General features: G+C 64.5%; 13 protein-coding genes. 5 read left to right on the forward strand and 8 right to left on the reverse strand.

Features of this window, described 5'->3' with window-relative positions; translation table 11 throughout:
- Window positions 1-80: 80 nt before the first annotated feature.
- The 4 genes from P0D80_RS25345 to P0D80_RS25360 all read left to right on the forward strand — a co-directional run bounded on the left by P0D80_RS25345 (window position 81) and on the right by P0D80_RS25360 (window position 4,654).
- Window positions 81-1,256 (forward strand): vWA domain-containing protein, encoded by a 1,176-nt coding sequence (locus P0D80_RS25345; protein ID WP_132375380.1) that lies wholly within the window; start codon window positions 81-83, stop codon window positions 1,254-1,256.
- A 40-nt stretch (window positions 1,257-1,296) separates the two neighbouring features.
- Entirely contained in the window at window positions 1,297-2,517 is a 1,221-nt protein-coding gene (locus P0D80_RS25350) for a benzoate/H(+) symporter BenE family transporter (RefSeq protein WP_408287320.1), read from the forward strand.
- Window positions 2,518-2,805: 288 nt separating this feature from the next.
- Complete coding sequence (gene tal / locus P0D80_RS25355; RefSeq protein ID WP_132375382.1) at window positions 2,806-3,759, forward strand: transaldolase; 954 nt, start codon at window positions 2,806-2,808, stop codon at window positions 3,757-3,759.
- A 481-nt stretch (window positions 3,760-4,240) separates the two neighbouring features.
- Window positions 4,241-4,654 carry a VOC family protein gene (locus P0D80_RS25360; protein WP_132375383.1) on the forward strand — a complete coding sequence of 138 codons (414 nt, stop codon included), beginning with the start codon at window positions 4,241-4,243 and terminating at the stop codon, window positions 4,652-4,654.
- 22 nt (window positions 4,655-4,676) lie between these two features.
- Here P0D80_RS25360 and P0D80_RS25365 read toward each other — a convergent pair whose 3' ends face one another.
- The 6 genes from P0D80_RS25365 to P0D80_RS25390 form a co-directional block, all read right to left on the reverse strand.
- Window positions 4,677-5,801, reverse strand: coding sequence for an FUSC family protein (locus P0D80_RS25365; RefSeq protein WP_408177969.1), 1,125 nt, complete (start codon window positions 5,799-5,801; stop codon window positions 4,677-4,679).
- A 164-nt stretch (window positions 5,802-5,965) separates the two neighbouring features.
- Complete coding sequence (gene mctP / locus P0D80_RS25370) at window positions 5,966-7,516, reverse strand: monocarboxylate uptake permease MctP (protein ID WP_132375385.1); 1,551 nt, start codon at window positions 7,514-7,516, stop codon at window positions 5,966-5,968.
- Window positions 7,516-7,755, reverse strand: a complete 240-nt coding sequence (locus tag P0D80_RS25375; RefSeq protein WP_132375386.1) for a DUF3311 domain-containing protein — start codon at window positions 7,753-7,755, stop codon at window positions 7,516-7,518. The genes mctP and P0D80_RS25375 overlap by 1 nt, the downstream gene beginning before the upstream one ends.
- A gap of 408 nt (window positions 7,756-8,163) precedes the next feature.
- On the reverse strand, window positions 8,164-9,105 hold the full coding sequence (locus P0D80_RS25380; protein WP_408177968.1) for a class I SAM-dependent methyltransferase: 942 nt from the start codon (window positions 9,103-9,105) through the stop codon (window positions 8,164-8,166).
- Window positions 9,102-9,575, reverse strand: a complete 474-nt coding sequence (locus tag P0D80_RS25385) for a DNA-deoxyinosine glycosylase (RefSeq protein WP_132375388.1) — start codon at window positions 9,573-9,575, stop codon at window positions 9,102-9,104. The genes P0D80_RS25380 and P0D80_RS25385 overlap by 4 nt, the downstream gene beginning before the upstream one ends.
- Window positions 9,575-10,258, reverse strand: coding sequence for a chorismate--pyruvate lyase family protein (locus P0D80_RS25390; RefSeq protein WP_408177967.1), 684 nt, complete (start codon window positions 10,256-10,258; stop codon window positions 9,575-9,577). Before P0D80_RS25390 ends, P0D80_RS25385 begins: the two co-directional genes overlap by 1 nt.
- A gap of 240 nt (window positions 10,259-10,498) precedes the next feature.
- On the opposite strand from P0D80_RS25390, the gene P0D80_RS25395 reads away from it, so the two are divergent.
- Window positions 10,499-11,005 (forward strand): OmpA family protein, encoded by a 507-nt coding sequence (locus tag P0D80_RS25395; protein WP_408287327.1) that lies wholly within the window; start codon window positions 10,499-10,501, stop codon window positions 11,003-11,005.
- Window positions 11,006-11,068: 63 nt separating this feature from the next.
- Here the strand turns inward: P0D80_RS25395 and P0D80_RS25400 are convergent, their stop codons facing one another.
- Together P0D80_RS25400 and P0D80_RS25405 are read right to left on the reverse strand one after the other, a co-directional pair.
- The gene (locus tag P0D80_RS25400; protein WP_408287330.1) at window positions 11,069-12,892 is read right to left on the reverse strand and encodes a tetratricopeptide repeat protein; all 1,824 of its coding nucleotides are present in this window, start codon (window positions 12,890-12,892) and stop codon (window positions 11,069-11,071) included.
- 44 nt (window positions 12,893-12,936) lie between these two features.
- Complete coding sequence (locus tag P0D80_RS25405; RefSeq protein WP_408287333.1) at window positions 12,937-14,745, reverse strand: tetratricopeptide repeat protein; 1,809 nt, start codon at window positions 14,743-14,745, stop codon at window positions 12,937-12,939.
- Window positions 14,746-14,809 lie beyond the last annotated feature (64 nt).

Below are 14,809 nucleotides of genomic sequence, written 5' to 3' on the forward strand. Positions count from 1 at the left end.
GATGGTCGCCGACCGGCCGCCAAGCCGCCATTGAAGCGCGCGGCGCCCCGACCACCCGCCGCCGCCGCAGAGGACCCAGCATGCTGATCGACTTCTTCTACTCGCTGCGCGCCGCCAAACTGCCGGTGTCGGTGAAGGAATACCTGACGCTGCTCGAGGCGCTCAAAGCCAACGTGATCGCGCCGTCACTCGACGAGTTCTACTATCTCGCGCGCATCACGCTGGTCAAGGACGAGCAGTACTTCGATAAGTTCGACCAGGCGTTCGGCGCGTATTTCAAAGGCGTCGCGCAAGCCTCGGAGCTCGCCTTCGACGTCCCGCTCGACTGGCTGAAGAAGAAGCTGCAACGCGATCTGTCGCCGGAAGAAAAAGCGCAGATCGAAGCGATGGGCGGCCTCGACAAGCTCATGGAGCGCCTGAAGGAACTGTTCGACGAACAGAAGGAGCGCCACGAAGGCGGCAACAAGTGGATCGGCACCGGCGGCACGTCGCCGTTCGGCAATGGCGGCTACAACCCGGAAGGCGTGCGCATCGGCGGCGACGCGGCGGGCAACCGCACCGCCGTCAAGGTCTGGGAAGCACGCGCCTATCGCGATTACGACGATCAGGTCGAAATCGGCACGCGCAACATCAAGATCGCGCTGCGCCGCCTGCGCCGTTTCGCCCGCGAGGGCGCCGCCGAAGAACTCGACCTGCCCGACACGATCCGCAGCACCGCCGCGAACGCCGGCTGGCTCGACCTGAAGATGGTGCCTGAGCGGCACAACAAGGTGAAAGTGCTGATGCTGCTCGACGTGGGCGGCTCGATGGACGATCACATCAAGCGCACCGAAGAGCTGTTCTCCGCCGCCAAAGCCGAGTTCAAGCACCTGGAGTTCTACTATTTCCACAACTGCGTGTACGACTTCCTGTGGAAGAACAACCGCCGCCGTCACGCCGAGCGCATGCCGACGTGGGATGTGCTGCACAAATTCACGTCCGACTACAAACTGATCTTCGTCGGCGACGCGACGATGAGCCCGTACGAAGTGCTGCAGCCGGGCGGCTCGGTGGAGTACAACAACGCCGAAGCCGGCGCGGTATGGCTGCGCCGGCTCGCCGATCATTTCCCGCACCACGCGTGGCTCAATCCCGAACCGGAAGGCCTGTGGGCGTACCGGCAGTCGGTCAGCGCGATCCGCGAGGTGCTCGGCCACCGCATGTATCCGCTCACGCTCGCCGGCCTCGAGACCGCCATGCGCACGCTGAGCAAATAGTCCGCTCGAGTTTTACCTTCAACGATAAGAAAGCATCTGCATGAGTCCGTCTTCCACGCCCGATTTGTCCCCTGCCGTCACTCCGCCCGGGCGCCTCAACCCTTTCGCCGACACTTCGCTGTCCGCCATCGTCGCCGGTTTCGTCGCGATGATGACGGGCTACACCAGTTCGCTCGTGCTGATGTTCCAGGCAGGCCAGGCCGCGCATCTGAGCGACGCGCAGATTTCGTCGTGGATCTGGGCCTTGTCGATCGGCATGGCCGTCTGCACGATCGGCCTTTCGCTGCGGTTTCGCGCGCCGATCGTGATCGCCTGGTCGACGCCCGGCGCGGCGCTGCTGGTGTCGTCGCTGCCGCACGTGGCTTATGGAGAGGCGATCGGCGCGTTTATCGTCTGCGCGCTGCTGCTCACGCTGGTCGGCCTGACCGGCTGGTTTGATACGCTGATGAAGAAGATTCCGGCGGGCATCGCCTCGGCCTTGCTGGCGGGCATCCTGTTCGAGATCGGCATCGAGATTTTCCGCGCCGCGCAGTTCCAGACCGCGCTCGTGCTGACCATGTTCTTCACCTACCTGATCGTCAAACGGATCGCTCCGCGCTATGCGATCGTCACGACGCTGATCGTCGGCACGGCGGCCGCCGGCGGGCTCGGGCTGCTCGACTTCAGCCGCTTCCACGTCGCGCTGGCGCATCCGGTGTTCACGATGCCGGTGTTTTCGGTGGCGGCCAGCGTCAGCATCGGGATTCCGCTTTTCGTCGTCGCGATGGCGTCGCAGAACGTGCCGGGCATCGCCGTGCTGCGCGCGGACGGCTACACCACACCCTCGGCGCCGCTGATTTCGACCACCGGCATCGCCTCGCTGCTGCTCGCGCCGTTCGGCTCGCACGGCATCAATCTTGCGGCAATCACCGCGGCGATCTGCACCGGCCCCGAAGCGCACGAAAACCGCAACAAGCGCTATATGGCGGCGGTATGGTGCGGCATCTTCTACCTGATCGCCGGGGTTTTCGGCGCGACCATCGCCGCGCTGTTCGCGGCCTTGCCGAAGGCGCTGGTGGTCTCCGTCGCGGCGCTGGCGCTGTTCGGCTCGATCATGAGCGGCCTCGCCAACGCCATGCAGGACCTGAAGCAGCGCGAGGCGGCGCTGGTCACGTTCATGGTGACCGCGTCCGGGCTGACTTTGCTGTCCATCGGCTCGGCTTTCTGGGGGCTGGTGGCGGGCGTGCTGACGCAAGTGGTGTTGAACGCGCGGCGCGCCTGATCAGTCGGCAAAAAGCGCTCGGCGGAATCGGTCAGCGCCGGATCGGTCGGCGGAAAATGCCGCCTGAAATCCGCGTGAACGGATCGCCGTGGGCAACTGTCAATACCGCATCAGCCGATCCGCCATAGAATAGAAGCATCCGGCAGCGCTTTCCGTCAAAATTCCCCGGCAAGATGGCGGGCAGCGTTGCAGCGTGACCCGCGGCCGCCGGATCTGGTTAGCGTTTCAGGCCGGTGGCAACCTCATTTCTCCTGAACCACGGCGCGCACGCGCCCTGAAGGCTCGAACATGACAACCGCACTCGATCAACTCAAGCAATACACCACCGTCGTGGCCGATACCGGCGACTTCCAGCAGCTTGCCCAGTACAAGCCGCAGGACGCGACCACCAATCCGTCGCTGATTCTGAAAGCGGTGCAGAAAGACGACTACAAGCCGCTGCTCGAAAAGACCGTGAAGGCGCACGCGTCGAAGCCGGTCGGCGCGATCATCGACCAGTTGCTGATCGCCTTCGGCACCGAAATTCTCAAGATCATTCCGGGCCGCGTGTCGACGGAAGTGGACGCGCGCCTCTCGTTCGACACGCAAGCCTCGATCGCCAAGGGCCGCGAACTGATCTCACTGTACAAGGAGCACGGCATAGGCCGCGAACGCGTGCTGATCAAGCTGGCTTCCACTTGGGAAGGCGTCCGCGCGGCGGAAGTGCTGCAGAAGGAAGGCATCCACTGCAACATGACGCTGCTGTTCTCGCTCGCCCAGGCGGCCGCCTGCGCCGAAGCGGGCGCGCAACTGATCTCGCCGTTCGTCGGCCGGATTTACGACTGGTACAAAAAGAATGCCGGCAGCGCGTGGGACGAAGCGAAAGACGGCGGCGCCAACGACCCGGGCGTCAAATCGGTGCGCCGCATTTACGCGTACTACAAGAAGTTTGGCTACAAGACCGAGGTGATGGGCGCGAGCTTCCGCACACCGGGTCAGATTCTGGAACTGGCCGGCTGCGACCTGCTGACCATCAGCCCGGATTTGCTGCAAAAGCTGCAGGACAGCACCGATAAGGTGGAGCGCAAGCTGTCGCCGGATATCGCCAAAGGTGCGGATATCGAACGCGTGCCGGTCGACGAAGCGTCGTTCCGTTTCCTCGTCAATGACGAAGCCATGGCAACTGAAAAGCTCGCCGAAGGGATTCGCGCCTTCGCTGCGGACGCGGTCAAGCTGGAAAAGCTGATCGAAGCGTTGCGTTAAGCTTTGCTCGCGCCGCTTGGCTGGCGCGCAAAACACACGGCCTTGGACTTCACGGTTCCGGGCCGTGTGCCGTTTACCGACCTTCGGCGGTTGTGGTTGCGTTTGACCCGCGTCATGGACCGCCGCGCCTACGACATATAGTCACAAGTAACGCCTGACGGGCGACTAGAATCTTCTGCAAGGGCGATTCACGGTGGTCTATTAGCGTTGCCCCTGTGCGGGGCGGCACCTACTTTCTTTGCCACGGCAAAGAAAGTAGGCAAAGAAAGCCGCTTTACACCGCCAACCCTTAAGCGGGCTCCCCGCGTAGCCACGGTAGTGGTGCATCTGGAATCGGTGCCCTCGCGCATTGTGCGCTCGTGACAAGGCACTCATTCTTCCGGCGGCGCTGCGCGCGCCGTCGCGGTACTTCTTCAACCCTAGGACTCTTGCGTTGCTTGTTGCGGGGATATCGCGCTGCTCACCCTTTCCGGAGACGATCATGCTGGTTCAACCTTACGTATTTTTTAACGGGCGCTGCGAAGAAGCGCTCGACTATTACTGCGCGAAACTCGGCGCTCAGGTGACCTTCAAGATGCGCTACAAGGAGGCGCCGCCCGATCCGCAAAACCAGCCGCGGCCGGGTCTCGAAGAAAAGATCATGCACGCTAACGTGCGGATGGGTTCGACCGACTGGATGGCATCCGACGGACATTGCGATCCCTCGGCTACGATGAACGGCTTCAGCCTGTCACTCACCGCCGACGACGCCGCCTCCGCCGAAAAGTACTTCAATGCGCTCGCCGACGGCGGCCAGGTGACGCTGCCGTTTCAGCCGACTTTCTGGAGCAAGGGCTTCGGGATGGTGGTCGATCGCTTCGGTCTCATGTGGATGGTGACGGTGCCGGAGGGCTGAGCGTTGAGGGTCGCAGCCGCACCTAAGCCTTCAGCAAAGTCCTTGAATGCCGTTCGATGTTCCAGTTCGGCTCGGTTTCCAGCAACAACTCGCGCAGCCGGTCCACTTGTTCGGCAAGCCGCTGTCCGAGCCAATACGGCCCCTGAAATTCGGTCGGCAGCTTGAGCGCCGCGTCGCCGTGCCTCTGCGCGAGCGGCGATGCGGCCGGAATGCCGAAGTGTGTCGCCCGGCCAAAGCGCAGGCCGCGCGCCATCGCCAGCAGAATCGAGCGCACGGTGCGCACCTCCACGCCGCATTGCTCGGCGTACGCGGCGCGCGCCGTGGCGTCGGCGTGCATCAGCGGACCCGTGGCGAGCAGCTCCAGCGAACTGAGCACCGAGCGGTGCAGCCGCTGAATCTCTTCGAGCTTCGACTGCGGCACGTCGATTTCCTTCGCCACCGAAGGCATCAGCGAGCGCAATTGCACGAGCCGCTTGTTGATCGCCAGAAAGCGCTTGACCTGCTCTTCCTCGCTGATCGTCTCGCCTTCCAGCAGCCGCGTGTAGACGCGCGCGCATTCGCGCAGATTCGTCGCGAGCCCGTAGCGCCACGAATAGGTGGCATGCAGCGGCAGCGCGAACGAAAACGCCAGCGCGATCACAATGCCGATCAGCACGTTCAGCGTGCGCCACAGGCCGACGTCGATCAGATTGTCGCCGTGACCCGCGACGATGCACATGGTGATCGCCGTCAACAGCCCGATATAGCCTGACGAGCCGATCGCGAACCACGCGCAGATGCCCGCGACGATCGACATCAACACATAGGTGAGCGGCGCCGACCCGGTGAGGTTCTGCAACACGATCAGCGAAAGCCCGATCGACGCCCCGAGCAACGTGCCCGCCGCCCGTTCGGCTGCCTTCTTGCGGATATTGCCGTGATGCTGCAAGCCGCCGATCACCACCAGCAAAGTGACCGACGACCAGATGCCGTGAGGAATGTCGATCCCGGTGGTCGCCAGAATCGAAACCAGCATGGCCAGCCCGACGCGCATACTGTGCAGCACCTTGGCGTGGCGATAGCGGTAGTAAGGCGACGTAACCGCGCGAACCATCCGGCTAAGGGCCGAGCGGCGTGGAATCACGGTGTGGGAATCGGCAGAAGCCATGGCGGCGCGCTCGATGCGGTGAAGGACGGTTCCGCTATCCTGCCCTGGAGTGCCTCATTAGGACAAACGGCGGCAAGACAAACGCCCGCACACTTTCGTGTGCGGGCGTTGCGGTTTTCAGTTTGTCGAACCCCGTGAAGCGGCACGACATCAAGCAGGCGTGATCAGCTTTCGACCACGTCCAGATAGTCCTCCGGACGGGTGCGGTCTTCGGCGCGCTGCATGCCGGCCGCGCGCACCAGCAGGCTCACCACCACCGCCACCACCAGGTTTACGATCAGCGACCACACCGCGGCATAGCCCGGAATCGCCATGCCGAACAGGTGGATCGTGAAGATCGAGCCGGCCAGCTTCAGCGAAATCGCCATCCACGTGCCGGTTGCGATGCCGACCGCCCAGCCGATCAGCAGGCCGCGATAGTCGAGCACGCGCGTGTACAGACCCAGCACGATCGCCGGCAACGTCTGGATGATCCAGATACCGCCGAGCAGCTGCAACTGGATCGCGTACGTGAGCGGCAGGCCGAGAATGAACGCCACCGCGCCGACCTTGACGATCAGCGAGACCAGCTTTGCGACATTGGTCTCCTGCTCATGCGTCATGTTGCGATTGACGAACTCCTTGTGGATGTTGCGCGTGTACAGGTTCGCGGCCGCGATCGACATGATCGCCGCCGGCACCAGTGCGCCGATGCCGATCGCCGCGAACGCCACGCCGACGAACCACGACGGGAAGTAATGCAGGAACAGCGCCGGCACCGCGAAGTTCGGGCCGAACGCCTTGAAGTACGGCGCAAACTCCGGCATGTCCTTCACACCCGAGGCAAGCGCCATGTAGCCGAGCAGCGCGAGCAGGCCGAGCACCAGCGAATAAGCCGGCAGCATCGCCATATTGCGGCGGATCGTGTTACCCGACTTCGACGACAGCACCGCCGTGATCGAGTGCGGGTACAGGAACAGCGCGAGCGCCGAACCCACCGCGAGCGTCGCGTACGCGCTGTAGCCGTTCAGGCTCGAGACGTCCGGCGCTTTGAGCAGCAGCTTGGCCGGCGGCACCACGCTGAAGATGTGGCCGAAGCCGCCCAGTTGCGGCGGAATCACGATGATCGCGGCGAAGATCGTGATGTAGATCAGCACGTCCTTGACCACCGCGATCATGGCCGGCGCGCGCAGACCCGAGGTGTACGTGTAGGCCGCCAGGATCGCGAACGCGATGATCAGCGGCAGATCGCCGACGAAGCCCTTGGTGTCGAAACCGAGCGCGCCGATCACCACTTCGATACCGACCAGTTGCAGCGCGATGTACGGCATGGTCGCGACGATGCCGGTCACGGCGATCGCCAGAGCGAGCATACGGCTGCCATAGCGCGCCGAAACGAAGTCCGCCGATGTGACGTAGCCCTGACGTTTGGCGATGCTCCACAGTTTCGGGAACACCACGAACGCGAACGGATAGATCAGGATCGTGTACGGCAACGCGAAGAAACCGGTTGCGCCCGCACCGAACACCAGCGCCGGCACGGCGATGAAGGTGTACGCGGTGTACAGGTCGCCGCCCAGCAGGAACCACGTGACGATGGTGCCGAAGCGCCGCCCGCCGAGGCCCCACTCTTCCAGATGCGCGAGATCGCCGCGCCGCCAGTGAGCCGCGATAAAGCCGAGAATCGTGACGCCGATGAAAAACAGAACGAAGACGAAAGTTGCAATGGCGTTCATTATCGTGCGCCCCCCTGCGGACGGCCGCTGGAGCGCGTCTTGGTCTTGAAGTACACGAGCGCCGTGATGACTGCGCTGATCAGCACCCACAGGAGCTGATACCAGTAGAAGAACGGAAAGTCGAACAGCACCGGTTCGACCTTGTTATATGACGGCACCCAGATCATCGCGATCCAGGGCAACAGCAGCAACCAGAGCCAGTGCTTGCTGGCCTTGTTCGCGTCGGCGTCGTGAGCCATGACGTCTCCTCTTCCCTATTATTGAAATGTCGGCCCGTGTTTGACGGGAGGTGGATCCCATAGCGGATGGCCACGGGCGCCCCGAAAGCTTCGAAAGAGTATAGGAGCGGCGAACGCGCGGTCAAGCAGGGACGACCCCAGCACGAGCGTGCTTTCAGGGGCCAGTGGGACGCTGTTTCGACGGGCCTATTTGAAGCGCTGCAGCGGGGCGCGTAAGGCCGCGTGGCTTGGGTCTGACAGGCCGGCCCGCTTCGCGAGGAAGAGGACCGGCTGTTCAATACGCGATGGATGACGGCGGCGAGCGTCGCGTGGGCGCAACGGCGAGCGGCACACCGACGGCGGTGTTCAGTCCATGCACTGCTTTGGATCGGACCGGCTTGCGCGGCCCGACCGCCCAGGTCGTCGCAATCAGACCGAGAACGAGACGCCGGTCTGTCCGGTCGATTCCTGCAGACCCTTGATCCACTTGCGCGCTGGCAGACCGAGTTCCGCTTCGATCAACTTGGCGCGCGCCTGCAGCGCCGTGAACGGCACCTCGAGCGCCGGACCCGAAAACGCGATCGCGATGCGGTTGCCGTCGTGCACTTCCGGCAGCGCGACCACGCGGCCGTCGAAGGCTTCGTTCAAACGCTTCATATTGCGCACGAAGCTCGGGTGATCGCCGAACAGGTTCACCGTCACCACGCCCGCGTCGGTCAGGCACGCGCGCACCGCGCGATAGAAGCCGACGCTGTCGAGCACCGGACCGCGCGCCGTCGCGTCATAGACGTCGATCTGCAGCGCGCCGATCGTGCCGTGGTTGGCGCGGTCGTTGACGAAGTCCCATGCGTCGGTTTCGTGCACCGTCAGACGGGCGTCGTCGTGCGGCAATTCGAACATCGTGCGCGCGGCCACCACGACCGCCGGGTTCACTTCCACCGCCTCGACCTTCGCGCGTTTCAGGAAACGGTGCGCGAACTTGGTCAACGCCGCGGCGCCCAGACCGAGCTGGACGATGCGCTTGGGCGTTTCGATGAAGAGCAGCCAGGCCATCATCTGCTGCGCGTATTCGAGTTCGATGTGATCCGGCTTGCGCAGACGCATTGCGCCTTGCACCCACTCCGTGCCGAAATGCAGGAAGCGCACGCCGCCCTCTTCCGAGAACGTCACCGGCGCGAAACGCGGCTTGCGCGGCGCTTCGATTTGCGGCGCATCGTGCAGATCGTCGTCGTGCGAAACGCGCTGTTTGTTGCGCGCGGCGTTCTGCTTTTTCTGCGTTTTTTGCGTTTTTTGTTTACCGCCGGCGACGTCAGCGTCGCGGTTGCGGAAGGCACGCGCTTCAGCCGAAGCGCGCTTGATCAATTTCGTCATGTAAGGATGTCGCGCCAAAGACGCAATTTTTGGTCGAACGAGAGCATAGCATTCGCCGGACTCGACGAAGGCAATACCAGGGTGACGTAGCCCGCCGCGCCGATTACCGGCGCGAAACGGCCCGCCGTCTTGCCGTTGAAGCAGACTTTCGCGAGCTTCGGCGCGTGGGCGCGCAACGAAGCGAAATCATTGGGGCTGGCATTGCGGATCGCCGCGTCGAGACTGCCTTCGCGCGTACAGGCGGCAAGCACGTCCCACACGCCGATGCCGTGCGCGAGCACGCGGCGCAGACGCTCTTCGTAGCTGAGTTCGGCGAGCGGTTCGTCGAGCACCGTGCCGATGAGGCGCCAGAACTGGTTGCGTGGATGCGCGTAGTACTGCGTCGCGGCAAGCGACGCCTCGCCGGGAAAGCTGCCGAGAATCAGCGTATGCGTGTCCGCGGCGACGACGGGAGGAAAGCCGCGCAGCATCAGCGGCTCCGTTCGTCGGATGCACGCGTTGCGGGATGCGCGCGCGATGCGGTGTGCTCGAGCGGGCGGCCGTGCTCGCGCACCCGCGGATGCGCCAGCCACTCATCCGACTTGCTCGCGCCGGACAGAGTCGCCAGATGCGTCCATAACGCCGGCAACATGCACTCGGTGACCATCAGCGGCGCACTGCGGCGCTCGAACACTGAGCGGCGCGCGACCAGCGCATGCGGCGGGGGCCCGTCGACCTCATGTGCCGCGAGGTGATAGAGCGGATGCCGCGCGGTCAACCTGCGGCTCACCAGCGACGAACGCGCCACACTGCTATCGCTATACAGGAGTTCCGCCAGCGGTCGCATTCGCAAGCGCCGCATGGCCTGCCACACGCCCGCGCTCGCGGCGAGCGGCGCGATGCTATGCGCGGCGACAAACGGCACGCCGTCGACGCACAGCACGACTTCCCGAACCCAGACCGGCGCACGCGGCGCAAGGCCGAGCGCGGCGCTCTCGTCGGCCCACGGCAACGCGACGCCTTCGCGCGTCACGCGTACCGCGACCGCGCCGAGCGCACGAAGATGTGCGGTCAGTGAACCACCACGGGTCAGCCAGTCTTTCTGGGCGGCGCTCAAGCCGGGTAAGGGCGCGACGCGCCAGTGGGCGTCGGCGGCATCGAAACGGATAGACATGGTGTCGGATTATAACGGCGCGGCTGTCGGACCATTCGCCAGCGTGCAGGCCTTTCCCTTCAGCAGATTCCATCGACTACGACGGCGGTCGTGCAGCACTTCCACGGGCGCGTCGATTTCAGATAGTTCCGATTCTCCGCGGCTCGCGTCGCGCGATAAAACCTCCGTGCTTTGCAAAGCCGGCCGCCGACGATCGAATGGCGCGCCATGTGAACGAATAATCAAGGAGAAAACACGAAGATGAAGCACATCCTGAGCACCACCACATGCGCTATCTCTGTCCTGCTGGTGGCAGGTTGCGCGGCGCAACTGAACCGCGATACCGAGACATCGTTGAACAAGGCCGTTGGTATCGAGGTGGCGCCGGTTGCCGGCGGTGTCGCGGTCAAGCTGCCCGAAACCGCCCTGTTCGATTTCAACAAATCCAACGTGCGCAGCGACGCCGCCGCAGTCATCGATCGTTCGGCCGTGCTGCTCAAGCGCAGCAAGAAACCGATTGTCGTGGAAGGCTACACCGACAACGTCGGCACGCTCGAATATAACCAGCAACTGTCCGAAGCGCGCGCGACCGCGGTGGGCTACGCACTGGTGGCGCGCGGCATCCCGACGAGCCGCATTCGCACGAAGGGCAATGCGTACAACAATCCGGTGGCGAGCAACGATACGCCCGAAGGCCGCGCGCTGAATCGTCGCACCGAAATCGTCGTGCGTGGCGAGACGACGGATACCTTGATGGGAAAGAAGTAGACGGCCACCAGTTCCAGGCCAGCTCTAAATAAAAACCCGGGCGCGTGTGAGCCCGCCCGGTTTTCAATCAGCGACAAAATCGCGCAATGCTCGTGCGACCTCGTCGAGCACCGTATCCCAACGCCCCAACTCGCGCTGCCTGAACAGACGCGCCGACGGATACCACGGGCTATCGTCGCGCTCCGTCATCCAGCGCCAGTCGGTAAACGTGGGCACCAGCACCCAGACCGGCGTGCCGCATGCGCCGGCCAGATGGGCAACCGCCGTGTCCACCGTAATCACCAGATCAAGCGACTGCAGGATCGCCAGCGTGTCGGCGAACGTGCCGATCTCCGGCCCGAGCCTGTGCATGCCGATATCCGCGTGCCACGCCACCGCCTCGTTCTGTGCCTCGCCCTTTTGCAGCGCGAACCATTGCAGGCCAGTCTGCTGCAAAACCGGCAGCCATTCGCGTAACGGAATCGAACGATAGCGATCGAGCCTGTACGCCGGATTGCCGGCCCAGACAATGCCGACGCGTTTTCCGAGCGGACCGCGCGCATCGGCCGCACAGATTGCATCGAGGCGGTTCTGCCAACGTTGCACCTGCGCCGGTTCCGCTCGCAGATAGGACGTCGCGAGCGGCAGCATCGGCAGGTCCAGCTTCATATGCTCCGGCATTCTGAGCATGCGGCACCAGTAGTCGTACGGTCCGGGCGGCGCGGTGGTCCACGCAGCATGCACGCCGGCCGCATTGCGCGCCACTTCGCTCAGCGGAGCCTCGACCCAGACGTCGACCTGCGCGCCGCGGCGATGCAACCACTCGGCCATGCGCAAGAACTGCAGTTGATCGCCCAGCCCCTGCTCGCCGACGAGCAGAAAGCGACGGCCCGTCACCCGCTCGCCTTGCCACTCCGGATATGGCGGGCGAACCAGATCGTGATTTTCCGGCAGCGCCTCATGCCAGCGGTATTGCTTCCAGCCGTTTTCGTAGTCGCCCGCGCGCAGTTGTGCCGCGGCGAGGTTGAACTGCATCGACGGATGATCGGGCATCAGCCGCGCGGCTTCGACGGCATGCGCATACATGGCCGGAAAGTCGCCCAGCATATTGAACGCAAATGACGCGTTGTGATGCAGCCAGCCGTTGTGCGGATCGACGCCGAGGCCTTCGGTGGCGACGCTGATTGCATCCCTGAGACGCTCCACGCCGTTCAATGCGAAGGCCACCTGTTGCAGCGCGGATGCGTCGCCGGCGAAGCGAGCGCGCAGCTCGACGAGCACGCCGTCGATCCCCGCACCGCCCTGTGCTCTCCACAACGCCGCAATTAGTTCGAGCGCGTCCGTCAGATGCGTCGAGTCGAGCGTCCACGCATGCAGCCAGTAATCCGCGGCGTCCTGATAGCGTTCGAGCTCCGTACTGATCTGTGCGAGCGCGCGAACGGCATGATGCAATGCCGGCTCGAGTTCGAGCGCCTCGTGGTAGTGTCCGCGCGCTTCGACGAGACGCTTCGCAAGCTTCAGGCAATCGCCGAGATTCCGATGCAGGCTCGCAGTGCCGCCATCCAGGTCCATCGCGCGATGGTAAAACGCTTCGGCGGCCGTCAGCTCGCCGCCCAGCGCGGCGATCAAGCCGCGATGCTCCCAGATATCCGCGCGCTCAGGCGCGACGTTCAATGCCTGATCGAGATACTCGCGCGAAAGTTCGGGCCGCTCGACGCGAAATGAGGCGAGGCCGAGACGATGGAGCGCGTGCACGTTGCGTGGTTGTTCGGCGAGAACGCGCTCGTAGCCGGCAATCGCTTCGCGATGGCGCCCCGCGGCGAAGCAGGCATCGGCACGCGCGGTGATCGCGCCGACATCGTTGGAGGCGCTGGTATGGAGTGGGAATTCGGGTTCGTGCATCGACATCGATCAGTTGCGTGAGTTGCTCAACGTGGGGTGGCTTGCGCCGCTCAAGCTGTCCGGTCCGGCGCCATCATCGTCTTCAGACGCGTGGCCACGCGCTCGACCACCGGCGCCCACTGGGCAGGCTGCGGCTGTCGGAACAGTTCGACCGAGTCATACCAGGGCTGCGTCTCCTCGTTGCCCCACGACCAATGCGAAACGTGATCGAGCATTGCGAACACGCGATGCCCTAACGCGCCGCCGAGATGCAACGGTGCGCTGTCGATAGTCACGAGTGCGTCTAGTGCGGCGAGATGCGCCGCCACATCGGCGAAGCCGTCTTCGTAATCGGCGGTCAGATCGCACAGACGAAAACCCTGCGCGGCCAGCGCCGTCACGTCGGCGTGGCGTCCCGGCGTGAGCGGATGGAATACGACATCCGGTAGCCTCAGCAGCGGCGCCAGTGCCGCGAGCGGAATCGATCGCTTGGCGTCGCGCCGATGCGTCGGGCTGCCCGACCACACGAGACCGACGTGCCACATCGCATCGGGCGCGTGCGCGCTGATCCGTTCGCGCCACGCCGCGACCTTCGACGCATCGGCCTGCAGGTAAGGCGCGCCGCGGACCTGCTCCGGTTCCAGACCGAGCACGAGTGGCAGGCTCATGAGCGGCAAAGCGTAATCCGGTGAGCCGAGCGGACCTTCTTCGATCGACACGCAGTCCGCGTAGGAACGCGCAAACAGCGGTTGCAACGCGCGACGCACGGCGAGCACCAGCCGTCCGCCTTCGTCACGCACACGTGCCGCCAGATACGAAACGAAGCGGACCATCTGGATGTCGTCGCCGCTGCCCTGCTCGCTGTGCACGATCAGGGTCTTGCCGCTGAGCGCTTCGCCATGCCAGCGCGGACACAAACGCATCATCACGCTGACGATGTTGTTGTGCTGGCGGTCTTCGCGCGCAAGACGCGCCTCGAAACGCGGCCACGCGCTCGACCAATCGCCGCGCCGTAGTTCCAGGTCCGCGAGATCGACCGCTGCCTGCACCGCCGACGGATCGATCGCGAGCGCCGCACGCAGTGCCGCCTCGCTGTCCTCGTAGCGCGCCTGCTCGTTCAGATACATGCCGATGGCCGCCAGCACGTCCGCGTTGCCCGGCGCGACGGCGTCCACGGCGCGCATGGTGGCCTCCGCCGCTGGCGCGTCGTTGCACTGCCATTGCGCGTGACTGAGTTGCCACGCCATCTCCGCATCGGCGGGATTGCGCGCAAGCCTTTCGCGGCAGATACGCTCGACCATCGGCCAATCGCGCACTTCGCGTAACGCCAGCACGAGTTGCAGCGGCACCGCCGGATCGACCGCGGGGTCGAGCGCGTACGCCCGCAACAACGCGGCGCGACGCTCGTCCCGCGCGCTCGTGTCAGGCAGCGCCGCCAACGCGATCGACAACCACCACGGCGCGCGCGCGTCCTGCGGCGCTCGACGCTCATAGGCACGCAAGATCCGCGCGGCCGCCGACTGCGCGCCGCACGTCTCGATCAACCACACGACCCAGTCGATCGTTGCCTCGACCGGCTGCACGGCCACCGCGCGCTCGCTGTTGCGCTGCGCGGCGCTGGTGTAGCCGAGCGCGTCGGCGAACAGCGCGACCCGCGCATGGCGCGCTCCGTTCGCGCACGCTTGCGCCTGCGACGCGCTGTGATACGCCTCTTCGAAACGCCCCGCGCTCGCGCACAAGTCGGCGTGCAACTGCGGCGTTGCGCCGGCCACGGCGAATTCGACCGCGCGACGCGCGGCGGCATCGAAACCTTGCTCGCGCAGGATCGACCACAGGAGATGAACGGAATCGAGAGGTACTGCCAGGGCGGAATCGGACATGGGGAGTTCAGAGCGTTGTTGTTGTCATGCGCGAAGGCGTAATCACAAAAATAAGACCTGGTGA

The organism is Paraburkholderia sp. RL17-373-BIF-A, assembly GCF_046030175.1.
Classification (GTDB): domain Bacteria; phylum Pseudomonadota; class Gammaproteobacteria; order Burkholderiales; family Burkholderiaceae; genus Paraburkholderia.